This window comes from Haloterrigena turkmenica DSM 5511, assembly GCF_000025325.1.
Classification (GTDB): domain Archaea; phylum Halobacteriota; class Halobacteria; order Halobacteriales; family Natrialbaceae; genus Haloterrigena; species Haloterrigena turkmenica.
Map to the genome: position 1 here is coordinate 531,090 of NC_013743.1, position 24,525 is coordinate 555,614.

Below are 24,525 nucleotides of genomic sequence, written 5' to 3' on the forward strand. Positions count from 1 at the left end.
GTCCTCACCCGGAAGCGGTCGTTCGAACGGGAACGCTTTTGACAGCTTCCGCTGTGGAATAGCACATGCAGATCGCAGTCCTCGGAGCGGGCAGTATGGGGCACGGAATCGCGCAGGTCTCGGCGATGGCGGGCCACGACGTCGTCCTGCGGGATATCGAGGCGAGCCTCGTCGAGGACGGCCTCGAGGGAATCCGAACTAACCTCCAGGGCGGCGTCGATCGAGACAAACTCACCGAGTCGGAGATGGAGGAGACCCTCGAGCGCATCGACGGGACGACCGACCTCGAGGCGGCCGTCGACGATGCGGACCTCGTCGTCGAGGCGGTGCCCGAAGAGATGGACCTGAAACAGGAGGTTTTCGCAGACGTCGAGGCGGCGACCGGCGAGGAGACCGTCATCGCGTCGAACACCTCCTCGCTCTCCGTGACGGAGATGGCCAGCGCACTCGAGCACCCCGAGCGCGCGGTGGGGCTGCACTTCTTCAACCCGCCCCATATCATGGACCTCGTCGAGATCGTGATCGCCGAACAGACCGACGAACGCACCGAGGCCTTCGCCGTCGACTACGTGCAGGGCATCGAGAAGGAGGACGTCGTCGTCCGCGACACGGCCGGCTTCGCGACCTCGCGGCTGGGCGTCGCACTCGGCCTCGAGGCGATCCGGATGGTCGAGCAGGGCGTCGCCAGCCCGGCCGACATCGACGCGGGGATGGAACTCGGCTACGGCCATCCGATGGGGCCGATCGAACTGACCGACCACGTCGGGCTGGACGTCCGCCTGCACATCGCCGAACACCTCCGCGAGGAACTCGGCGAGCGGTTCAAGCCGCCACAGTCCCTGCGCCGGAAGGTCCGGGCTGGCAAGCTCGGCAAGAAGACCGGCGAGGGCTACTACGTCTGGGAAAACGGCGAGCGCGTCGGCACGAGCGGCGACTGGGGTACGGACGAATGATCGGATTCGCCGCGCTCGACGCTACTCTCGAGGCGGTCTCTTCCCGGTTGGCGGGCACCCTGAGCGGAGACGGCAGTCGCCATCGAACGCACGAACGCCCCGAGGCGTCGACTAGCGGGTCCGCACCGAACTAACGGGCCGCCGCGGCCACGGCGGCGGACGCGATTCGCGTGTCCGTCTTCACCGGCGGGTGGGCTCGCGCGCGTTCGTTACCGGCGTGGACGTGATCGAATTCCAAGACCGGGGGTGCCTCTCAGACGAACTCATCGCCGCCGCGGCGGCGAAAGAGATCAGCCTCGTCGACGGAGACGAGCTCAACGGTGTCTACGAATTCGGGAGTTCGGCGGCGGCAGCGACGAATCCGATCGTCTCGAGCCGCGAAGAGCGCTATGAAGAAGCGTTCGCGGACGGTGTTCGAGCCCGAGCCGAACCGTTCGGCCGGTTGCGATCGAAGACGACACGAGGGAATCGAGGCGTTCCTCGAGAGCCGCGAACCGGAGTTCACCGGCGAGTAGTGAGACGACATAATATTCTATATCAATTAAAAGATCTCGTTCTATCCTGTTATATTATGTTTTTAACGCTGTTCCACCGATCTCGATCGAGAGCGCCATATTTTCGCCGTTTAAGACCGTATAACGTTATTAGAACGAAAATTAAAACCCCCTATCTGACTGTTTCTGGTTGTCGACCGAATTGGACGTCAAAACCGGCTTATTCGTCCATATTTCGACGTTTCATTCGTTTTTCGGTGTTTCGACGTGTGAAAGTCGCGTTGAAAGCATCTGGGAGACATATATGACTGCTTTATGGTATTTTGGAAGATGAATGCGAGATCGACGCCAGCCGCTCGCGGGATGGTCTTCGCGACGCGACTCTCGCGGTCCGCCTCCCCGACCGGGGTGGCCATCGCCGAACTCAGGCAAATAGGTGCTTCCGACTGTTTATTTGCTGTATAATAATCCCAGAACGATTACTACGAACGGTCGATGGATCTGACCGGTCGGTCGTCACTCTCCCCGTTCCAGCGGTCGAACGTACGGACGCGTTCTACAGCGCACGCGAACGAGTTCGCCGCCGCTTCCATCGACTGCGCGCGTCCGATCATCGCCGGTCGCTTTCGTCGCACCGTCGACGCGTCCGACCCGCAAGTCGGAGTCGGCGAGCCCACGCCGGCGCTCGACACGTCGACCGAACCGATCACGCGCGGCGCGGACGCCGCCGCATCAGGACGATCGCATCACGAGGCATGAAACGAAGCATCACGAGCGGGTTTCTCTCGATCGTCAGCATCAAGTTCCTCCTCATCGGTCTCGATTTCCTCTCGTCACCGCTGTTGACCCGGTTTCTAGGAGAGGGGTACGGCGACTACGCGTTTCTGATGTCGATCTTTGCGATCTACATGATCTTCGTCAGTTCGGGTGTCGGCGACGGCGTACGAAAGTACGTCGCGGAGGAACGCGACAGGGCTCACTGGGACGAACACGTCGTCGGATTCTATCTCCGGATGGCGATCCTACTCGCGGCGATCGGGTGTTTAGGACTCGCTCTCGCGGCGCAAACGGGGATCGTAACGTCCCGGCTCGGGACGTCGTATCGGACGTACTTCTATCTCCTCTCGTTGCTCGTGCTCTCCTCCCAGTTCCGCGAGTACACGCGGCGGACGCTCATGGGATTCGGTCTCGAGCGCTACTCCGAACCGCTGCTCTTCCTCGATAAAATCCTGTTCATCGTCGTCGGCGTCGGCCTCGCATTCCGCGGCCACGGCGTTCAGGGTGTGCTGATCGGCCACATGACTGGCGCGGTCACGACCTCGATCGTCGGGCTCGCACTGATAAACCGAACGGTGTCGCTGCGAACCGCGATCGCCCGGATTCCGCCGAAAGACTTTCCGCGCCGCGAACTGTTCACTTTCAACGCGCTTAGCATCGTCTTGATCCTCTGTTTAACGTCGCTGTACCAACTCGACGTCATGATGCTCGGGGTGCTCGGGACGACGCAGGAAACCGCCTACTACAAGATTTCGCTCACGATCGCGGAGTTCCTCTGGATCGTCCCGCTGGCGTTACAGAACGTGCTCTTGCACTCGACCTCGAACATCTGGTCGAATCGCAACCACGAGCGGATCAACTCGCTCGCCGCTCGCGTCACCCGGTACACGCTGTTGTTTACGTTACTGCTCGCAATTGGTATCGGCACGCTCGCCCCGGTTGCGCTCCCGATCGTGTACCCCGCCGAGTACATAGCGAGTTACGGTCCGATTCTCCTGTTGCTTCCCGGCTGCGTCGGGTTCGCGCTGGCGCGACCGATCCTCGCGATCGGACAGGGCAAAGGCGATCTTCACGTGCTGATCGCCTCGACCGGTGCAGCGGCGGTCGGCAACATCGCGCTCAACGCGCTGTTGATCCCCCGGTACGGAATGTACGGTGCGGCCGTCGCGACGAGCATCAGCTACGGGACGATGTTCGTGTTTCACGTCTGGAGCGCCAGGGAAATCGGATTCGACCCGGTCACCGGTGCGCGGATTCCGCGGGTCATTTTCGCGGGCGGAGTCGCTGCGCTTCCAATCGGCCTACTGGTGCGATTTCTCGGGGATTCGATCTTCTCACTGGTCATCGTCCCTCCGATGGGTGCAGCGATCTTTCTCGTGGCCGCAGTCGTCGTCGGTGCGCTTGATGTCGAAGAAATTATCACCCTTCTCGAGGCCGCACCGGACCCGATTGGTTCGTTCGGCTCTACCCTCCGTGCTAAATTCGACGGTGTCGACGATGACCACGGAGCGGACGACCACGAGGTCCCAGACGATGACGCGTCACCCGTCGGAGAGAGACAGCAACCGGAAGACCGAAGCACGGCGGCAGAAAGCAACGCGGTCTCGAGTTCGGACGCTCGCGAGCGACTGAACACGATCGAAACGAGGATCGAACGACAGAACGAACGGATCGAGAGCCAGCGGCAGACGATCGAGCAGTTGATCGACGAACTCCGCCGAGGGCGGTGACGGGTTCGTTCTCGGCCTAGCGCTCGGTGATCGAGCGTACGAACGCGGTCACCGAAAACGAGGTGCCCTCACCCGCTATCGACCTCGCAGAACGCGAGTCGCCAGTTCGCGCCGTCCGCGAGCCGGGTTCCGGACCGCGTCCAGTCCAGCGGTGGTGTCCCGGCCGGTCTGACGACGTGCGTCGACGACGAGGTGCCCCACTTCAGGGGCGCTCGCTGGTCGCTGTGAAAGCCCCGCGACCGCAACACCGACCGGGGGACCACCGACCCGGGAGCGGCGATGACGTCCGCATCGCCGGTTTCTCGAAGCACCGCGTCAAGAAGTGCAGCCAGTGTCGCCTGCCGGGACGGGGACGAACTCGTCCCCGCTGCGAGCGGGAGGACGTCGAGGATTCGGACGACCGTCGGACCGCTCGTTCGATCCCGTCGACCGTAGACGACCGCTGCGACGGGCGCTCCGTCCCGCGTTGCGACGATCGTGCGGTACGTCCAGAGCGGATTCGCGAACCGCCACTCGTAGAACGTTTCGTCGCGAACGACGTGAAATTCCGGGACCGTCTCGGACGAAGCCAGCGTCGCGAGCAGCGAGGACGGCACGCGATCGTACCGCGAGAGTTCGACCGCATCGGTCGGATCGGCAAATCGATCCCGGATCGAGACGTACCCGCTCGCCAGCGACCGAACGATCGGCTCGACCGGCTCGAGTTGGGGGAGCCACGCGGTCGGATTTTGGATTCGGTAGTACGTCTCTCGCTCGCTCGCGACCCGCCAGCCGAGTTTGAGATTCCCCGGAAGCGAGCGGTGGTTCGGGAAGTTGAAGAACAGATCCGCGTCGTCGTATCTGTCGATCGCCCGCTCGGTCAGCCGCGTGAAGAGTCCCCGACGCTGGTGCTCGGGACGGACCATCGAATCGCACGGCTGGAAGGCGCTGAACTCGTCGTCGCCCGCGGCGAGGCGGAGCGGGAAGAACGCCCGCGCGCCGACGAGTTCGTCGTCCCGCTGTGCAACCAGGATAGGAACGTGGTTAACGTACGGATTCCGTTCGTACTTCCACGTGAACCAGTCGTTGCCCATTCGCCCGCCCAGTACGTCGGCGAACAGGTCGAGAAACGCGTCCCTATCGGCCGGTTCGTACTGTCGGATCTCGTACGGGTCCGAATTGGTCATCGATAGACGTTAGCTGTTCTCGAATGTAGTTTCCGGTCGACTCTCGTTTCGCACCCTGTCTGCGACCTCGGCCATGGTTTCGACGCGTAGGCCGTCCGTGCTTCGACGACGGTCGATGTATCCCGCAATCGATTGAAGCCGCCGGTAGTGCGCCGGCGTCCGGAGGTTATGGGGGTGAAGCCACATGTGCAACACGCCGTCCGTTCGGGCAACGCGGTCGATCCCGGATTTCACTTGTCTGACTACCGGATCCTCACCGAACGCGGAAAACAGTTTTCTATACTTCGCTTCGAAGTTGAACAGGTAGATCGACGCCGGCACGTTGACCAGGCCGCGGTCGTCGACGTACGGGTCGACGATCGGCGGCGCCGGTTTTCCGACCGCAGCGCTCGATAGCTTCGTCATCTGTCGCGTCAGCGTACTCTGCGAGTCGCGGAGCGGGTTCGTACCGCGATAACAGTCGAAACCGTGTGCCGCGAGTGCGTCCCGGTGTCGGATCCTGTTGACGGGGAAGATGAACGATGACAGGTCGTGGCCGCGGCGCGACGCGGCACGAACGCAGTTTTCGATCTCTCGAGTTGCGAACGCTTCGTCCATTCGATCGTGGTCGAAGTGAACGTGTGTGAACCCGTGACCGGCGATTTCGTGGTCGATATCGGCGGTCGCGATTTCGTCGACGAGTTCGGCTCCACACCAGATATCGGTCGCTGGAAGGTCTTCGATCGATTTCTGGCAGCATCGCTCGCCGGCGGGGTGGTTCCGGTGTCTGTCAGTACACGAGCGCAAGAATAGGTGCCCGGTAACCGCCCATGTCGCCGGAATTTCGAACGCGTCGAATAGCTCTCGGAGGCGACGCCAGTTCTGGCGCGTGTTGCGAAGAAACGTCTCCGACACAGATTCGTCGTGGTGAAATCCCCAGCCTACTTCTGCATCGAGGGAGATGACGACCGATCCCATCTGATTACGTGCGCGATCCGTGCGCGATCGCTGATCGAAACCGAACTTGCGTCGTCTGATTGGAGTCGGACCGGACCCGTCGTGTAATTGATACGGAATAATGGCAACTCATTCGAGTGAGTCATCGATACTATCGCTCGTATTTCCCCTGATATTAAATTCGATTGTAGCAGTTACACAGATACTTAGCGTCTAAATTGGATGCTGTAGAGAAAAGCAACTGGAAGTGATCGAACCGCGTACCGTTTGCCGAACTCATAAACGAGAATCGCGGCTACCGTTCAGACCGTATCGCTCTCGTACGGTTCGGTGGCGGTGACCGGCCGAACGACGGGCTGACGACGTGACGATCACCGTTATCGGCGCCAGTTGCTCGTGGAGCAAGTATTCGTGGCGACACCGCGGGCCGACGATTCGGTTTTGAAACAGTTACACTACCGCGGATATCGCCGCTGATCTCGGACGCTTCGGAACGAACCATTCGAGAGCGGGATCTTTCCCGAGGGATGATCACTTAAGCGCCGCCGGACAAGGGCCAACTATGTCACTGGAGTCGAGCGCCGACCCGGCCGCCGACGGACGTGCGAACTACGACTACCGAAGCGACGAGGTCGATCGGCCGGCGCTGGTCGACGACCTCGAGCGACTCGTCGGCTGTGACGTTCGCGGCGATTCCTACTCCCGCGAGCTCTATGCGACCGACGCGAGTCCCTACGAGGTGACGCCGATCGCCGTCGCCTTCCCCGAGTCGACTGCCGACGTCGTTGGGATCGTCGAGTACTGCGCCGAACGGGAGATTCCAGTGCTCCCGCGGGGCGGCGGCACCAGCCTCGCCGGCCAGACGGTCAACCGCGCCGTCGTCCTGGACTTCACGCGGCACATGAACGATATCCTCGAGATCGATCCCGACGGGCGGACGGCGACGGTCCAGCCCGGGACGATCCTCGGGACGCTGAACGAGGCTCTCGCTCCCCACGACCTCAAGTTCGCGCCCGACCCCGCTTGGGGCGACAAGAGCGCCATCGGCGGCGCGATCGGCAACAACTCGACGGGATCGCACTCGCTGAAGTACGGGAAAACGGACGCGTACATCGAGGAGTGCGAGGCGGTTCTCGCCGACGGCACCGTGACGACCTTCGGCGAGGTCACCCTCGAGGAGGTCGCCGACCGCGTCGACCCCGAAGGAGGCCTCGAGGAGCGTATTTACGCGGAAGTCGAGCGAATCATCGAGGACGAGGCGGACCTAATCGAGGAGACGTATCCCGATCTGAAGCGGAACGTCTCCGGATACAACCTCGATCGGCTCGTCGCGGAGGCTCGCGGGTCGACGCTTCCGGGCGGCGAAGAGACGGGTGAGCCCGGAACGGTCAACCTCGCGCGGCTGCTGGCCGGCAGCGAGGGGACGCTGGCGATCGTCACCGAAGCGACCGTCTCGCTCGAGTCCGTCCCCGAGACGAAGGCCGTTACCCTACTGTGCTATCCGGACCTCCACGAGGCGATGCGGGACGTCGAACCGATTCTCGCACACGACCCCGCCGCGATCGAGGTGTTAGACGACGTCCTGATCGACCTCGCGCGCGACACCGCGGAGTTCGGGCCGGTCACCGAGATGCTCCCCGAGGGGACCAACGCCGTGTTGCTGGTCGAGTTCTACGCCGAGGACGCCGACCACGGCGAGGAGCTGGTCGCGGGACTGCTCGCCGATCGCCTCCCGTCGGCGACGCCTGCCGGCAAGCCGGCTTCAGACGCTCCGCGTTCTGACGCGGAGACGCTCGCCCTCGAGGCCCTCGAGGCCTACGAGAAGGAAGAACGCGCCCAGCTCTGGAAGCTCCGCAAGTCCGGGCTCCCGATCCTCCTCTCGCGGACGACCGACGAGAAGCACATCTCGTTCATCGAGGACACCGCGATCCCGCCCGCGGAGCTGCCCGAGTTCGTCGAGCGATTCGAAGCGATCCTCGAAGAACACGATACCTACGCCAGCTTCTACGCCCACGCGGGGCCGGGCGTGCTCCACGTGCGGCCGCTCGTGAACACGAAAACCGAGCTCGGCCTCGAGCAGTTACACGGGATCGCCGACGACGTGACCGACCTCGTCGTCGAGCTGGGGGGATCGGTCTCGGGCGAACACGGTGACGGCCGCGCCCGCACCCAGTGGAATCACAAACTCTACGGCGACGAACTCTGGCAGACGTTTCAGGACCTCAAGACCGCCTTTGACCCCAACTGGCTCCTGAATCCGGGCCAGGTCGTGTTTCGGGAGGACAATCCCACGGATCTGCGCGAACACCTACGGTTCGACCCCGACTACGAGTTCGAGGCCGGCTTCGAGCCCGCCCTCGAGTGGGACACCGACAACGGCATGCAGGGAATGGTCGAACTCTGCCACGGCTGCGGGGGCTGTCGCGGCGAGCAGGAGACCACTGGCGGCGTGATGTGTCCGACCTACCGGGCGAGCCGCGAGGAGATCACCGCCACCCGCGGCCGGGCGAACGCGCTCCGGCAGGCCATGAGCGGGAACCTCGAGCCCGATGAGGCCGTCTCCGACGAGTTCGTCGAGGAGGTGATGGGACTGTGTATCGGCTGCAAGGGCTGTGCCATCGACTGTCCGAGCGAGGTCGACATGGCGAAGCTCAAGGCCGAGGTCACCCACGAGTACCACCAGCGCAACGGCGCGACGCTGCGCGATCGACTCTTCGCCAACGTCGCGACGCTCTCGAAGTGGGGCTCCCAGCTCGCACCGCTCTCGAACGCCCTGCCGAAACTGCCGGGCGCCCGGAGCGTTCTCGAGTCGACCGTCGGCATCGCGTCCGACCGCCCGCTGCCGACGTTCCGCGCGACGACGTTCCGGAACTGGTTCGATCAGCGCGGCGGCGCGCGAGTCAGCGAGCAGGCCGCCGACCGGAGCGTCGTCCTCTACCCTGACACGTACACCAACTACAGCCATCCCGACGCGGGGAAAGCAGCCGTCCGCGTCCTCGAGGCCGCGAACGTCCACGTGACGGTCCCCGACGAGCTGGGCGATACGGGCCGGCCGGCGTTCTCGAAGGGCTTCCTCGAGAAGGCCCGCGAAACCGCGCGAGAGAACGTCTCGAAGCTCGCACCGCTCGTCGAGGAGGGACGGGACGTCGTCGTCATCGAACCCTCCGACGCGGTCATGTTCCAGTTGGATTACCTCGATCTGCTCTCCGACGAGCGCGCCGAGCGGGTCGCGGCCGCGACCTACGGCGTCTGTGAGTACGTCGATTCGTTCCGGCTGGACGAGGAGATTGCGTTCGACGAGAACGCGGCCGCCGAATCGCTGACCTACCACGGCCACTGCCACCAGAAGGCCGTCGCCAAGGACCACCACGCCGTCGGCGTCCTGCGCCGGGCGGGCTACGCCGTCGACCCGCTCGACTCCGGCTGCTGCGGGATGGCTGGAAGTTTCGGTTACGAGGCCGAACATGCCTCGATGAGCGACGGAATCGGCGAAATCCTCTACGAGCAGGTCGACGCGAGTGAGGGCGACCGCGTCGTCGCCCCCGGCGCGTCGTGTCGCACGCAACTCGAGCATCGGCCCGGCACCGACGAGAGCCCGCCGACGCCGATCGAACTGGTTGCGAACGCGCTCGAGTGACCACGTTTCAGTTAAACTATATAACCTATGTGTTTCTCCGCGTATTCCCACCCACGAGTGTCCGATCACTGACTATACTCCCACACCCCGGGTGTCGAGTGTAGACGCTCGAAAGCGGAGAGAAGAGCTCGTTTCTGGGCGTGATGGGAATGGGTGATGGTTCTAGGTCTGGTTTGATAGCAAATATCGTATGATAGGATGGAAGGTTTTATTACCTACTACTGGAAACCGGAACCGTACTGGACTATTCGAAGTTCGAACGATGGTTCGAACGAACGGAGCCTTCGATCTCCGTCTCCCTGTCAATTCTCCGTCCGCTCACCGGTAGTTCTCACACGTCTCTCACTGGTTTCAGCTATCTATAGTCCCTACTTCCATTTCCAACAGCGCTCCTTAGGTCATCTGTCGGAGGTTTTCGGCGATCTACACTCGACACCTGGGGTGTGGGGCTACTCGAGTACGGCGGTCCGTTACACCGCATTCGCACTCGAATTTCGATCGCGATTTCGGTCGGCACTCCTCCGATTTGATGGCTAGCACAGCGGGCGTGTGCCGTCGACCGCGCGCGTTCCGGATTCACTCGACGCGAGGATAGACGCAGTATGACGAACGCGCTCGATAGACCCCTTCTTGCTGCTTATTTCCGGCACCTACATCCGACAGTCGGTGACTGCCAATCACTAGTCTATATGTGACCGTCCTCGATACGTGGTGTGTATGGACGACGGCTCCGGTCACGAAGACGGATCTCTGGAGGATTTCTGGGCGACGGAGGACCCGATCTTTAGCCGCAAGGAACTTCTCGATATCGACCTCGTTCCGAACGAGGACCGGATCATCGGCAGGGACAGCGAAATTCAGAACGTCGCCTCGAGTATTCATCCCGCGGTGAAGGGCCAATCGCCGCGAAACACGCTTATCTACGGGAAAACGGGGACGGGAAAGTCGCTCGTCGCGAAACACGTCACCAGGAGCGCCCAGCAGTATTCGGTCGAAAACGGGACGGAGATGGGTCGAGCGTACATCGATTGCACCCAGACGAAGACCGAGACCCGCGTCGTGATCAATCTGGCACAAGAACTGAACGACCCGGAGGAGACCGGTATCAGCATCCCGGTCACTGGCCTCTCGACCGACGTCTACTACGAACGCTTCTGGTCGATTCTGGATCAGCTCTACGACGTCGCGATCATCATTCTCGACGAGATCGACAAACTCCAGGACAACGAGATCCTCATGCAGCTGTCGCGGGCGGGGGAAGCCGGGAAGCTGGACGCCTGTAAGGTGGGGATCATCGCGATCAGCAACAAGATCTCCTTTAAGGAATCGCTCGACGAGCGGATCCTCAGCAGCCTCCAGGACCGCGAGTTCGTCTTCCCGCCGTACGACGCGAACCAACTCCGCGAAATCATGTACAATCGGGAGGACGCGTTCAGGGAGGGCGTCCTCTCCGACGACGTCATCCCGCTTTCCGCCGCCTTCGCCGCACAGGAACACGGCGACGCGAGGAAGGCGCTGGACATCCTCCGAAACGCCGGCGAACTGGCGAAAGACGAGGACGCCGACGAGGTGACCGAGATCCACGTCCGCAACGCTCGAGAGAAGGCCGATATCGACCGCTTCTCGCAACTCCTCGAGGGGCAGCCGACCCAGATCAAGGCGTCAGTGTACGCGCTGTCGATACTCGCGGACCGACACAGCGATCGAGAGGAGTTCGCGACCCGCGAAATCTACGAGATGTACAAGTCCATCACTTCGGACAGCGCCCTCGGGATCGAGACGCTCTCGCAGCGCCGGATGAGCGATAAACTCGATGAGCAGGTCTTTCTGGATATCCTCGGGCGGACCGAACGAGTCGGCCGCGGATACAGCAGCGGCGTGACGAATTACTACTACCTGTTGGAGGATCCGTCCGTCGTCCAGGCCGTTATTCACGACGACGATCGCTTCTCGGAACTCGAACGCCAGTGACTGGAGTCGTAATGTAGTCGATTCCGGAGCGACTGAAGCGTCGGCATCATCGGTAGGAATTCATTCGACACCCGGGGTGACACGGTCCCGATGACGCTCGGTGTGGTACAGTCTTGACGGCGCCCGGTATGGTGCAGGCTCGATTGTTTCACTCACGCCCTCTCGAGTCCCGACGCTCGATTTCATTCGACACCCGGGGTGAGAGACGAGTCGTTCGACACCGAACCACGGCTTTCTCATTCGACGCCTGCGACGGCCGTGTGATTCTCTCGCATTTCACTCGACACCTGGGGTGGTATCGTTCGCATACCCGCTCAGATGGCCGCTACCCCGTGATATGTCGAACCTACATTCGACGCATGGGGTAGTGACTCTCGGCGTTTCACTCGAGTTCACGAAACGACGATTCCGCCGGTTTCATTCGACACTTGGGGTAGCAGTGCCAGTAGCTCTACTCGATTCCTCGGACTGACTCTGCTGGCTGCTTTCACTCGATACTGGGGTACCATCCCACAGTCGATTTCATTCGACACCCGGGGTGACACTTTTAAGCGATTTCACTCGACGCCCGGGGTATCGGACGCACCCCTCCGACGCTACCGGTAGCGACTGCTTTTGGCGCTCGAGACGCGAACTCCCGAAATGAATTTCACTCGACACCCGGGGTGTCAGATTCCTAAGTGTGTGAAAGAGGTCCGTTCCGGGGCGAAATCGCATCCATTTCACTCGACACCTGGGGTGGTGGTATCTCGCAGATTTCACTCGACACCCGGGGTAACCGGTCGCGACGGATTTTCATTCGACACCTGGGGTGAAACGCGACGAGACGAGCGCGCTCCGGCGGAGCGTCCGTTGTGACCCAAATTCGACAGAGCCGGAACCGCCAGGGGTCGGGTTGGTTCGGGTCGGATTGGGTCGGGAAACGCGGCGGCCTCAGCGCCCGACGAGTTCCTCGTAGCGCGCGCCGGTCTGTTTCAGCGTCTCGGTCGAGTAGAGACGTTCGTGTTCGACGGGGAGATATTCCGTTGCCAGGTCGTCGATCTTCGCGTCGACGGCGTCCGAATCGCGGCCGTGGATCATCGTGAACAGGTTGTACGACCACTCTCGGTCGGGCCGACGGGGCCGGTGATAGCAGAGCGTGACGTACGGCAGCCCGCCCGCGCGTTCGCCCCACTCGTCGAGCCGGTCGTCCGGGACGTCCCAGACGACCATGCAGTTCGCGTCGAACCCCGTGACGACGTGGTTGACCACGCAGCCGATCCGCTTGATACAACCCGACGCGACGAGCCGCTCGACGCCCTCGAGAACGTCTCCGACGGCGTATCCGATCTCGCCGGCGATGTCGCGATACGGCGTCGCCGACAGCGGAAACCCGTCCTGGATCGCGAGCAGCAGTTCGGCCTCGAGCGCGGAGAGGTCGCCCGTCGCTTCCTCGCTGATCCGCGTCGCGGAGGAGTCCAGTCGCTCCTCGAGCGATTCGCGCGCGAAGCGATCGGCATTGACGACGGGGAACTCGAGGTCGATATAGTAGTCGGTCAACATCGGCAGATTGAGCACGGGACAGCCCGTTCGCGCCTCGATCTCCGCGAGGATCTCGTCGCGCCGGGCTCGCGAGCCGGCGGTGACGACGAACCACATGTTCCACTCGTGGTCGCGGGCGTAGTTGTGGTTGACCTGCCGGTACTCGTTGATGACGGCCGCGATCTCGTCGAACCGGTCCGCGGGCGCCTGCACGGCCGCGAGGGTCGACGAGCCGATCACCGGTGGATTGAGAACGGCGCCGAACCGTCGGACGATTCCCGACTCGTGGAGGCGCGTCACGCGTTCGAGCGCCTCGTCCTCGCCGATCCCCAGCGCGGCACCGATCGATCGGAAGGGCCGCTCCTCGACGGGGACGCCGCTCTGGTAGCCGTCGATGATGGCCGCGTCGACGTCGTCGATCCCCTCGCGCCAGTCCCCCGAGAGGGTACTCATTGTCAGCCCTAGGGAGAACGGCACCGTATTGCTTTCGGGTCCCTGCGGCGAACGGGAATCAGTCCTCGTATTCGCGCAGATGACTGTCTCTCATGTGTGACTATTGAAACGATTATAGCAGTGGTGGACGTTATCATTATACATGGCACTCACCGAACCGATCGCGATCGAAGGCGACGAGCGAGAACAGATCTACGCGTACGTCGAGACCCACGGCGCGGTCGATCGAGATCGAGCCAGGGAGGCGCTCTTCCCTGAGGATCCGCCGGGAGATCCCCAGTATACGCGAGCGTTCCGCCACAACGTCGCGATCCTGAAACGAGACGGGTATCTCGAGGAGGACGACGACGGAACGTTGCGTATCGCCATCGACGTCGAGGACGAGCGCGAGGAGTTCTTGACCGAGGACGTCGACGTCACGATTCGGCCCGCCAGACAGGAGGACCTCTCGGGCATCGTCGGCGCGATGCGACGGCTCGTCGAGGGGATGACCTACATCGAGGCCGAGACCGTCGCCGACGAACTTGACCACGAGAACGTCCTGCTCCGGCACAACGAGTTCGAATCGCGGATGTTCTTCGTCGCGACCGTCGACGAAGAGGTCGTCGGCTGGGCCCACCTGCACGTCCCCAACTTAGAGAAGCTTTCTCACACTGCCGAACTCACGGTCGGCGTCTTGGAGGAGTATCGCGGGATGGGGATCGGGAACGAACTGCTCGATCGCGCCCTCGAGTGGGTGCGCTCGCAGGGCCACGAAAAGGTCTATCAGAGCGTCCCCTCGACCAACGAGGCGGCCATCGAGTTCTTCGAGGATCGAGGGTGGGTCGTCGAGGCCGTCCGGGAGGACCACTACAAACTCGAGGACGAGTACATCGACGAGGTGATGATGGCGATCGAACTGTGATCGCCTGACGGCCGCGGACCGTCGATCCCGCGTCGAACCCGTCCTCGACGGTCCGAGATAGCTTGGAATCGAGACGATTTCGCGGGGGAGCACTACCGGAAACGGGACCCTTTTGCGGGGGCCGTCCGAACGAACGCACATGGCGCAGGCATCCCAGGAGTTCGGTGAGTGGCCGCTGAAACGCCTGATGACGGAAGTCGTCGGCTCCGGTCCCAAGTCCGCCGACGACATGAGTCGCGAGCAAGCCCGCGAGGCCTTCCAGCGGATTCTGGCGGGCAAGCCCGACGCGACGACGCTGGGGGCGTTCTGGCTGGCCAATCGCTGGAAGCGCAACAACCCCGAGGAGCTGGCCGGCTACACCGACGTCATGCGCGAGGAGTCGGTCGTCACCGCCGAACCCGAGGCCGATCCGGTCGACTGCGGCGCGAACTACGACGGGAAGCACAGTTCGGCCGTCCTCGGCGTCGGCGCCGGCCTCGTGGCCGCCGCCGCGGGCACGCCGGTCGTCGTTCACTCCGGCGACCGCGTCCCGACCCAGAAGGCCACGGCGTACAAACACGTCCTCGACGAACTCGGGATTCGAACCGACCTCGAGCCCGAAGAGAGCGCCGACATGGTCGACGAGACCGGCTTCGGCTTCTACTACCAGCCCGCGTTCAACCCCGGTGTCCACGACCTCTACGACCGTCGCGACCAGATGGGCGTGCGGACGTTCGTCAACACGATCGAGACCGTCGGCAACCCCGCGAACGCCGACGTCCACCTCGGCTCGTTCTACCACCTCGCGTTCGCGAAGAAGCTGACCGATCTCATCCGGGAGAGCGACCACCTCGACTACTCGCGGGCCATCTTCTTCCAGGGAATGGAGGGCTACGACGACATCCGCCCCGGCTACACGAAGGTCGCCGAGTGGAACGAGGGCGAGGAACTCGAGGACTACGAGATCGAGACCGCCGAGTACGGCATGGAGATGGAAAACGAGGACCTTGAGGTCGACGACGTCACCGCCGATTCGGCGTCGATCACCGAGGCGGTGCTCGCCGGCGAGCGCGACGACCACTTCGCCGACGCCATCGCCCTCAACGGCGCGTTCCGGATGTACGCCCGCGAGGACGTCGATACGCTCGAGGCGGGACTCGAACAGGCCCGCGACGTTATCGCCGACGGCAGCGCCGAAGCGGTGCTCGAGGACCTGCGAGCGTTCTGAGACGCGCCGTCGATTTTGCGACTGACGAGCGCGCGGTCGTCACTGCGTCGGTTGTCAGAGACGCGCTCGTCCGCGAACGAAGCGCCGATTTCCTCGAGTCTCGTTTCCATCAGCGACGCCACCGACCGTTCGATGTCCATATTCTGCAATTACCACTGTTTCAGCTTCGACACATTCTATCAAACACTGAATCTCTAATCTGCTAAAATAATGAACGAATTTATATTCCTAGCGTCCGATTCCGCGAGTATGCGACTCGAAGACAAAACCGTCGTTATCACAGGTGCGGGCGCGGGGATCGGTCGGGAGACGGCACTGCGATGCGCCGACGAAGGCGCGCGGGTCATCGTCACCGACGTCGACGTCGAGGGCGGCGAGGAAACCGTCGAACTGATCGCCGAGGCCGGCGGCGAGGCCGAGTTCGCCGAACTCGACGTCACCGACAGCGATCGGTTCCACGACGTCGTCGACACCGTCGCCGAGGACTACGGCCTCGACGTGATGATCAACAACGCCGGCACCGGCCATCCCGGCGGTCCGCTCGAGGACCTCGACGAGGAGGTTCGGGACTTCGTGGTCGATATCAACATCAACGGCGTCTGGAACGGCTGTTCCGCGGCCTTGCCCCACATGAAAGACCAGGGCCACGGCGCGATCGTCAACGTCGGCTCGCTGGCGAGCATCCTCGGACTCCCACATCAGGCCGCCTACGCGACGACCAAGGCCGCCGTGTTGAACCTGACCCGGACCGTCGCGGCGGAGGCCGGCCCCTACGGCGTCCGCGCCAACGCCGTCTGTCCCGGTTTCACGGAGACCCAACTGCTCGACGAGTATCTGGATCAGCAGAGCGATCCGGAGCGGGCCCGCGAGGCGATGGTCGAGGAGTACCCGCTCAAGCGGCTCGGCGAACCCGAGGAGATCGCCGACGCGATCCTGTTTCTCGCCAGCGACGAGGCCTCGTTCGTCACCGGCCACGGACTGGTCGTCGACGGCGGCTATTCGGCCTGAGAGCCGCTTTCGGATCACCAATCGGTACCGAACCGAAACGGCTTTTTCCACTGCCTTCGTTTCGTTCCAGTAACACGTCCGCCATCGGACGACGGTCCCCATGACGCTCGCTCCAGCACTCGTCGACGTCGGCAGCGCGCTCGAGGAGGCGACCGGCGCCGGTCGATACCTCCTCGTGTTCGTCCTCGCGATGATTCCGGCGGTCGAACCGTTCATCGTCATCCCGGTCGCGATCGGACTCGGCTTCGATCCGACCGCCACCGGCGCCGCCGCCTTCGCCGGCAGCGCCACTGCGGTTGGCGCCATCGTGATTGCCCACGAACGACTCACGGCGTGGTGGACCCGCCGACGGGGCGGTGACGACCTCGACTCGAGTGACCGGTACGGTCGCGCGCGGCGGCTCTGGAAGCGCTACGGAATCGTCGGGCTTTCGTTCGCCGGCCCGATACTCGCCGGGATCCACCTCACGGCGCTGCTGGCAGTGGTCGTCGGCGAGGACACGCGGTTGACCGTCGGCTGGCTCACGGCCGGACTCGCGGCCTGGACGGTCGCTCTCGTCGGCGGTTCGATCGCCGGCATCTCGCTGCTCGGGCTCCGCTGAACGCTCATTCCGTGGGCTCCGCTACCCGGTCTCCCCGCGGACCAGCGCGACGCTCGCGAGCTGGTCGCCCGCGGTCACGGTCGCCTCACGGGTCAGCGCGTAGAGGATTCCGTCGCGGTCCGCGACCGCCTCGTGGCGCGGTTCGTACGTCCGCGGATCGTAGACGGTTCCGAGTGGCGTCCCTTCGGCGATATCCTGGCCGACCTCGAGCCCCGGTTCCGGGCGGAAGAGGCCGGAGCCGTCGGCGGTGACCTGTCCGAGGTGGTTGCGCGCGACCGTCTGGTTTCGCTCCGGAACGTCGCCGGGGAGCAACCCCATATACCGGCAGACGCCGAGCAGTCCCTCGACGCCCTCCTCGACGGCGTCCTCGAGGATCTGCTTGTTGTGGGCGAGTTCGGGCGTGATCGAGGGGATCCCCTCCCCGGCGGCAACGACGCGGAGCTTCCCCGCGAAGCCGCGCCGGTGCCACTCCTCGTTGGCGTCCTCGTCGGCCTCTTCGGAGAGCAGCAGGTCGGTGCCGAAGGCTTCGGCGAGCGCGCGCGACCGTTCGTCGCCCTCACGGTAGACGACGTGGGGGTACATGTCGGGGCTCCCCGTGTGGAGGTCGACGATGGCGTCGGCGCGGCTCACCTCCGTCCAGAGTCGCGCGGCCATCTGCTGGTGGAGGCTCCCGTTCACGTCGCCCGGCCAGATCCGGTTCATGTTCGGGTTGACGCTGTCGAACTCCTCGGGTGTGATGTAGGAGACCAGATCGAAGGTCAGCGGGTTCGCGACGGGGACGGCGACGATCGTTCCCGACAGCTCCTCGAGGGGCAGCCGCTCGTGGAACCGCCGGAGCGTCTCAGTCCCGTTGATCTCGCGGCCGTGCTGGGCGGCTTGCACGTACAGTGTCGGCCCATCCTCGGCGCCGCGATACGTGTGGAACGTCGTCGTGAGTTCGACGCCGGAGGGCAGTCTCGCGAGCGTCACCTCCTCGACCGTGTGGGTTCCGGTGTGCTGACTCATACGCCGTCGTTCCATGTCCGGCGGTATGTAGCTGCGGCCGGCCTGTTGCCGGTATCGCTCGAGATTACGAACGCAACCGCTCTGAGTGAAGTATACTAAATCATCTTCACATCTTCAGCGATGAGTACAGGGGAACGACTGTCCGGCCTCTACCCATTCACCCGATTACTCACACAACGATTATACAGATGGCAGCATTTGAACCGACAATGACCGATAGCTGTGCGACGCCGCATAGTGGCTACTCCCAGACACTTTTGCTGGTAGAGGATAATCCGGGTGACGCACGGCTGATCAAGGAAGCATTCAGTCCAGCACTTGCGGACCGACTCCGCGTCGTTTCGACGGGAGATGAGGCGCTCGATTTCGTTAATCAACGTGGAGAATACGTAGATGCCCAGCGGCCGGACCTCATCCTCCTCGATTGGCATCTCCCCGGCATAGATGGCGGGAACGTATTAGCCGAACTGAACTCCGATTCGAATCACCGTCGTATCCCCGTTATCGTATTGACGGGATCACAGTCTGCACAGGAGGTCCGCGATGCGTATACAAAGAATGCGAACGCCTGTATCAGCAAGACAGCGGAACCGGACGAACTCGAAGAGACACTTCGTGTGCTCGAGAACTTCTGGTTGACTGCCGTGCGGCTCCCTTCTCCTGCCAACGAGGTGTGACCCTCTCTCGCGCTACGATACGTTGCAGGTGGTCGTCCTGTTCGCATGTATGGGGAGGCAGTATGTTTCCTGAAACTGGTGTGTACGTGCCGTGAACGGATCGAGGGCGATGAGAGCAGATATCGACGGCTCGAAGCGAGGGAGCAGCGGTCGAGACCACTACCGTTTTCCGTAGCCCTGCCGTCTCGCCGGACATGGGAGACGTTACTGCCACCCTGCACACGAACCGCGGCGATATCGAAGTCGAACTCTACGACGAGCGCGCGCCGCGGACCGTCGACAACTTCGTCGGTCTCGCGACCGGCGGCAAGACCTGGGAAGACCCCGAGACGGGCGAGGAGGTCGAGGGCGAGCCGCTGTACGACGACGTCGCCTTCCACCGCGTCATCGAGGACTTCATGATTCAGGGCGGCGACCCGACCGAGACCGGTCGCGGCGGCCCCGGCTACCAGTTCGACGATGAGTTCCACGACGAACTGCGCCACGACGACGAGGGCATCCTGAGCATGGCCAACTCCGGGCCCGACACCAACGGCTCGCAGTTCTTCATCACGCTCGACGCTCAGCCTCACCTCGACGACCGCCACTCCGTCTTCGGCAAGGTCATCGACGGCATGGACGTCGTCCACGAGATCGGGAACGTCGACACGGACCCGAACGACCAGCCGCGTGAGGAGGTCGTCCTCGAGTCGGTCTCCGTCGACTACGAGTAACGACCGAACTTCGGGGGCCGTCACTGACGGCGACGGCGTCCGAATCGCCGTCACTGCCCCTCGAGTGACGAGATATTCGACAGCGGCCGGACAAAGACGTTTTACCGCCGCCGCCACTGTATTCCGGTGAATGGGATCGTCGTCCACTGACGCGGATCACCGCGCGCAGCTTCACCGGCAGGAGGTCGTCGCCGACCTCAGCCAGCAGGCCCTCGAGACGGGGGATCTCGACGGGGTACTGGCCGATGCGGCGCTCGCTATCACGGAGACGCTCGATATCGAGTACTGTTCCGTGTTCGAACTCCGACCCGATCGAACGGCCGCCGTGTTGCGCGCCGGCGCCGGCTGGCCGACCGATCGACTCGGGTCGACCACCGTGTCCGTGGAGCGGACCTCGTGGACGGGCGACGCGGTTCGCGAGGCGGAGCCGGTCGTTGCCGACGATCTCGACGCTGAGTCGCGGTTTTCCATCCCAGAGGCGCTCACCGATCGCGACGTCGCAAGCGGCGTCGCCGTCCGCATCGGCCCGGCGGAGCAGCCGTGGGGCGTCCTCGGCGCGTACGCGACCGAGAGCCACGCGTTTTTGGAGGCCGACGTCGACTTCCTCGAGCGCGTCGCGGACGTCCTCGGATCGGCGGTCGAACACGCCCGCACACGGCGTGACCTCGAGCGAACGGAGCGCCGGTTCGAAGCGATCTTCGAGGATCCGAACATCCTCGTGGGACTGCTCGATCCGGACGGTACGGTCCGGGACATCAACGGGACGGCGATGGAGTACATCGACGCTGACCTCGAGGACGTGACCGGCGAGTTGTTCTGGGAGACGCCGTGGTGGGGCGAGGGCAGCGACGCGCGGGACGACGTCAAGCGGTGGACCGAGCGGGCGGCGGCCGGCGAGTACGTCGAGTTCGAGGCCGATCTCACGCGACCGGACGGCGAGTGGTACACCCTGAACGGCGCCTTCCGGCCGGTCACGAACGAGGAGGGGGAGGTCGTCTCGGTGATCGTCTCCGACCGCGACGTGACCGAGCGCAAGGCCCGCGAGCGGGAACTCGAGGAGTCCGAACAGCGCTACCGGACGCTGGTCGACCACTTCCCCAACGGCGCCGTCGCCCTCGTCGACGAGGACCTGACCTACCGGACCGTCGGCGGGAGCCCGACGGACACGGCCGACGCCACGGCCGATGAAATCGAGGGCGAACCGGTCGCCGAGGCCGTTCCGCCGTCGCTGGCCGACGAACTCGTCCCGCGCTACGAAGCCGCCCTCGAGGGCGAGTCGACCGCGTTCGAGACGACCGTGAACGGACGCGTCTACGACTTTCAGCTCGTCCCGGTCCGGGACGACGACGGCGAGGTGTTCGCCGCGCTCGGCATGTCACAGGACGTCACAGAGCGTAGGAAGCGCGAACGTCAACTCGAGGAGTCCGAGCAGCGCTACCGGACGTTGATGGAGTACTTCCCGAACGGGATCGTGACGCTGTTCGACCTCGATCTCCGGTACGAACTGGCGGCCGGGCGCGGATTCGACCGCATTCCCGTCGACCCCGCGGACTTCGAGGGAAGCCACGTCAGGGAGGTCTGGGACGACGAGGCCGCCGACACCCTGCAACCGGTGTTCGAGGCCGCCCTGGACGGCGAGGAGCAGTCGGTCGAACTCGAGTACAACGACCGCGTGTGGATCGTGCGGGTGGTCCCGATTACCGACGAACGCGGCGATGTCTTCGCGGGCATGACCATGGCCCAGGATATCACCGAGCGCAAGCGACACGAGCAGTACCTCCGGGAGACGACGGCGCAACTCGAGGCCGCGACCGAAGCGGGCGCGGTCGGCACGTGGGAGTGGCGCGTTCCGGAGGACGAGATCGTCGCCGGCGAGACGTTCGCCGAGACGTTCGACGTCGATCCGCAGGCGGCCCGCGAGGGCGTCTCGAGCGAGCGGTTCCTCGAGTCGATCCACGAGGACGACCGCGCCCGCGTCGAGGCGAAGATCGAGGCAGCCTTCGAGTCCTGCGGGGAGTACGAGGCGGAGTACCGCGTCAGAACTGCCGACGGCGACCTCCGATGGGTCGTCGCCCGCGGTCACGTCGAATGCGACGAGGACGGGGACCCTGTCAGGTTCCCCGGCGCGCTCACTGACATCACCGAGCGGAAACACGCCGAGTTGGAACTGCAACGGAACAACGAGCAACTCGAGACGCTGTTCGACGTCCTTCCGGTCGGCGTCGTGGTCGCAGACGCCGACGGTCGGATCCGCCAGGCCAACGATACCGCCAGGGAAATCTGGGGCGGCGACGTGTTCAACACCGACACCGTCGCGGAGTACGAGCGGTATCCGGTGTGGTCGGCCGATTCCGGCGAGCGGATCTCGCCGGAGGAGATGACGCTCGCGCGCGTCCTCGACGGCGAGGAAGTGACGGAACCCGACATCTACGAGATCGAAGCCGACGACGGCGAGCGCCGGATCGTCCGCGTCGAGGGAATGCCGGTCCGGAACGAGCGCGGCGAGGTGGCCCGCGGCGTCGTCACCCTCACGGACATCACCGACCGCCGGGAGTCCCAGCGTCGCCTCGAGGAGTCCGAGCAGCGCTACCGGACGCTGATCGACCACTTCCCCAACGGCGGGGTCGGACTGTTCGACGAGAACCTCGAGTACCAGATCACCGGCGGCGAGGCGTTCGACGAGATCGGCGCCTCCGCGGACGATATCGTCGGTCAGACGCTCTGGGAGCGGTATCCGTCCGAGATGGCGGAGCGCCTCGAGCCGAAGTTCAGGGCCGCGCTCGAGGGCGAGGTCAGTTCCTTCGAGATGGCGTTTCACGACCGGGATTGGATGGCGTACACGGTTCCCGTCATGGACGACGACGACGAGATCTTCGGCGGGATGGTCATGGTCCAGGAGATCACCGAGCGAAAGGAGCGCGAGCGGAAACTCCGCGAGCGCGAGCGTCGCCTCGAGCAGTACAAGGAGTACATCGACGAGATCCTCGACGCCATCGACGACGTGTTCTACGTCATCGGCGAGGACGGCTCGCTACAGCGGTGGAACCGGAGCGTGACCGACGTAACCGGCTACTCAGACGAGGAGATCGCTGCGATGGAGCCGACGGACCTCTTTATCGACGACGATGTCGAGGACGCCCTCGCAGCCATCAGAGCGGGATTCGAAACGGGGTCGGTCAACGTGGAACTGACGGTTCGGACCAACGACGGCGACGCCGTCCCCTTCGAGTTCAACGCCTCGCGGCTCGAGGATCCCTGGGGGAACACGGTGCTGGCCGGAATCGGACGCGACATCACCGATCGGCTCGAGCGCGAGAAACACCTCGAGCGGTACGAAACGATCGTCGAGACGGTCAATGACGGCGTCTACGTCGTCGACGAGGACGGGCGCTTCACGATGGTCAACGAGACGTACGCGTCGATGGTCGGCTACGAACCGGACGAACTCGTCGGCGAGCACGTCTCGATGGTCGTCGACGACGACGTCTCGGCGCAGGTCCCGAAGCTAATGGCCGAACAGACCGATCGGCCGACGCTGGAGGCGACGGTCCGAACGGCCGACGGCGACCGAATTCCCGCCGAGGCGACGTTCGCGATGTTACCCGAGGACGACAGCCGGTGGCACCGCGTCGGCGTCGTCCGGGACATTAGCGAGCGCAAGGAACGCGAACGCCGACTCGAGGAGTCGGAGCGCCGATACCGGACGCTCGTCGAGAACTTCCCCGGCGGTGCGGTGGGGCTGTACGACGAGGACCTCGAGTACATCGTCGTCGGTGGCGAGGCGTTCGACGACCTCGGCATTGAGGAAGACGAGGTCGCCGGGGCGACGGTCGACGAACGGTTTTCGGACGAGCTCGTCGCGGAGATCAGACCGTACTTCCGGGCCGTGTTCGAGGGCGAGTCGAACACGTTCGAGTATCAGGCCCACGGACGGGACGTCTGGGCCCACACCCTCCCCCTTCGAAACGAGGACGACGAGATCTTCGCGGGCATGGTCATGGCCCAGGACGTCACCGAACGCAAGGAGTACCAGCGCAAACTCGAGGAGTCCAACGAGCGCTTAGAGCGGTTCGCCTACGCGGCCTCCCACGACCTCCAGGAACCGCTCCGGATGGTGACGAGCTACCTCACGCTGCTCGAGAACCGGTACGCCGACGCCTTCGACGAGGACGGGCGGGAGTTCCTCGAGTTCGCGGTCGACGGCGCCGATCGGATGCGCGAGATGATCGACGGCCTGCTCGAGTATTCCCGCGTCGAGACGCGGGGCGACCCGTTCGAACCGATGGATCTCGACGATATCGTCGACGACGTCCTCGAGGACCTCCAGTTCCGGATCGAGGAGACGGACGCCGAGCTCACCGTTGAGGACCTCCCGCGCGTCGAGGGCGACGCCAGCCAGTTGCGGCAGGTGTTCCAGAACCTGCTGTCGAACGCGCTCACCTACAGCGGTGACGAGCCGCCCCGGATTCACGTCGGCGCCGAGCGCCGGGATGACGAGTGGGTGATCTCGGTCGCGGACGAGGGGATCGGCATCGATCCCGAGGATCAGGATCGCGTGTTCACAATCTTCGACCGCCTCCACAGTCGCAGCGAGTACGATGGGACCGGTATCGGGCTGGCGCTCTGTGAGCGGATCGTCGAGCGCCACGGCGGGGAGATCTGGGTCGACTCCGAACCCGGCGAGGGCTCGACGTTCTCCGTCGCCCTCCCCGCCTCCCGCGACTCGTAGCCGTCGCGACCGAAACCGGCGAACGCGAGGGGTACCCGACCCG

The 24,525-nt window shown here is 63.9% G+C and carries 16 protein-coding genes; 12 read left to right on the plus strand and 4 right to left on the minus strand.

Annotated features, from left to right (window positions below):
* Positions 1 to 65 precede the first annotated feature (65 nt).
* From HTUR_RS02525 to HTUR_RS02540, 3 genes are all read left to right on the plus strand, one after another.
* Positions 66 to 953 carry a 3-hydroxyacyl-CoA dehydrogenase family protein gene (locus HTUR_RS02525; protein WP_012941723.1) on the plus strand — a complete coding sequence of 296 codons (888 nt, stop codon included), beginning with the start codon at positions 66 to 68 and terminating at the stop codon, positions 951 to 953.
* 389 nt (positions 954 to 1,342) lie between these two features.
* Positions 1,343 to 1,468 (plus strand): hypothetical protein, encoded by a 126-nt coding sequence (locus tag HTUR_RS28400; protein ID WP_012941724.1) that lies wholly within the window; start codon positions 1,343 to 1,345, stop codon positions 1,466 to 1,468.
* Between the two features lie 734 nt (positions 1,469 to 2,202).
* Positions 2,203 to 3,954: a lipopolysaccharide biosynthesis protein gene (locus HTUR_RS02540; RefSeq protein ID WP_012941725.1), complete on the plus strand. Its 1,752-nt coding sequence runs from the start codon at positions 2,203 to 2,205 to the stop codon at positions 3,952 to 3,954.
* 68 nt (positions 3,955 to 4,022) lie between these two features.
* Here the strand turns inward: HTUR_RS02540 and HTUR_RS02545 are convergent, their stop codons facing one another.
* Both HTUR_RS02545 and HTUR_RS28625 read right to left on the minus strand, forming a co-directional pair.
* Positions 4,023 to 5,120, minus strand: coding sequence for a GNAT family N-acetyltransferase (locus tag HTUR_RS02545; protein WP_012941726.1), 1,098 nt, complete (start codon positions 5,118 to 5,120; stop codon positions 4,023 to 4,025).
* Between the two features lie 9 nt (positions 5,121 to 5,129).
* Positions 5,130 to 6,077, minus strand: a complete 948-nt coding sequence (locus tag HTUR_RS28625) for a polysaccharide deacetylase family protein (protein WP_012941727.1) — start codon at positions 6,075 to 6,077, stop codon at positions 5,130 to 5,132.
* 541 nt (positions 6,078 to 6,618) lie between these two features.
* On the opposite strand from HTUR_RS28625, the gene HTUR_RS02555 reads away from it, so the two are divergent.
* Positions 6,619 to 9,693: an FAD-binding and (Fe-S)-binding domain-containing protein gene (locus HTUR_RS02555; protein WP_012941728.1), complete on the plus strand. Its 3,075-nt coding sequence runs from the start codon at positions 6,619 to 6,621 to the stop codon at positions 9,691 to 9,693.
* 717 nt (positions 9,694 to 10,410) lie between these two features.
* Positions 10,411 to 11,664: a Cdc6/Cdc18 family protein gene (locus HTUR_RS02560; protein ID WP_012941729.1), complete on the plus strand. Its 1,254-nt coding sequence runs from the start codon at positions 10,411 to 10,413 to the stop codon at positions 11,662 to 11,664.
* Positions 11,665 to 12,597: 933 nt separating this feature from the next.
* Here HTUR_RS02560 and ahbB read toward each other — a convergent pair.
* Positions 12,598 to 13,638, minus strand: a complete 1,041-nt coding sequence (ahbB, locus tag HTUR_RS02565) for a siroheme decarboxylase subunit beta (RefSeq protein ID WP_012941730.1) — start codon at positions 13,636 to 13,638, stop codon at positions 12,598 to 12,600.
* Positions 13,639 to 13,780: 142 nt separating this feature from the next.
* On the opposite strand from ahbB, the gene HTUR_RS02570 reads away from it, so the two are divergent.
* The 4 genes from HTUR_RS02570 to HTUR_RS02585 all read left to right on the plus strand — a co-directional run bounded on the left by HTUR_RS02570 (position 13,781) and on the right by HTUR_RS02585 (position 17,358).
* Positions 13,781 to 14,542, plus strand: coding sequence for a GNAT family N-acetyltransferase (locus HTUR_RS02570; protein WP_012941731.1), 762 nt, complete (start codon positions 13,781 to 13,783; stop codon positions 14,540 to 14,542).
* Between the two features lie 139 nt (positions 14,543 to 14,681).
* Complete coding sequence (locus HTUR_RS02575; RefSeq protein ID WP_012941732.1) at positions 14,682 to 15,749, plus strand: anthranilate phosphoribosyltransferase; 1,068 nt, start codon at positions 14,682 to 14,684, stop codon at positions 15,747 to 15,749.
* Positions 15,750 to 15,998: 249 nt separating this feature from the next.
* Positions 15,999 to 16,757 (plus strand): SDR family NAD(P)-dependent oxidoreductase, encoded by a 759-nt coding sequence (locus HTUR_RS02580; RefSeq protein WP_012941733.1) that lies wholly within the window; start codon positions 15,999 to 16,001, stop codon positions 16,755 to 16,757.
* 100 nt (positions 16,758 to 16,857) lie between these two features.
* Positions 16,858 to 17,358 (plus strand): small multi-drug export protein, encoded by a 501-nt coding sequence (locus tag HTUR_RS02585; protein WP_012941734.1) that lies wholly within the window; start codon positions 16,858 to 16,860, stop codon positions 17,356 to 17,358.
* 21 nt (positions 17,359 to 17,379) lie between these two features.
* On the opposite strand, the gene HTUR_RS02590 is transcribed toward HTUR_RS02585, so the two are convergent.
* Positions 17,380 to 18,363: a succinylglutamate desuccinylase/aspartoacylase family protein gene (locus tag HTUR_RS02590; RefSeq protein WP_012941735.1), complete on the minus strand. Its 984-nt coding sequence runs from the start codon at positions 18,361 to 18,363 to the stop codon at positions 17,380 to 17,382.
* A 209-nt stretch (positions 18,364 to 18,572) separates the two neighbouring features.
* Here HTUR_RS02590 and HTUR_RS02595 point away from each other — a divergent pair, with 209 nt between their 5' ends.
* The 3 genes from HTUR_RS02595 (at position 18,573) to HTUR_RS02605 (ending at position 24,482) form a co-directional block, all read left to right on the plus strand.
* Entirely contained in the window at positions 18,573 to 19,040 is a 468-nt protein-coding gene (locus HTUR_RS02595) for a response regulator (RefSeq protein WP_012941736.1), read from the plus strand.
* 194 nt (positions 19,041 to 19,234) lie between these two features.
* A complete protein-coding gene (locus HTUR_RS02600; protein ID WP_012941737.1) occupies positions 19,235 to 19,753 on the plus strand; it encodes a peptidylprolyl isomerase in 519 nt (172 codons plus the stop codon).
* A gap of 130 nt (positions 19,754 to 19,883) precedes the next feature.
* Positions 19,884 to 24,482: a PAS domain S-box protein gene (locus tag HTUR_RS02605; protein WP_012941738.1), complete on the plus strand. Its 4,599-nt coding sequence runs from the start codon at positions 19,884 to 19,886 to the stop codon at positions 24,480 to 24,482.
* Positions 24,483 to 24,525 lie beyond the last annotated feature (43 nt).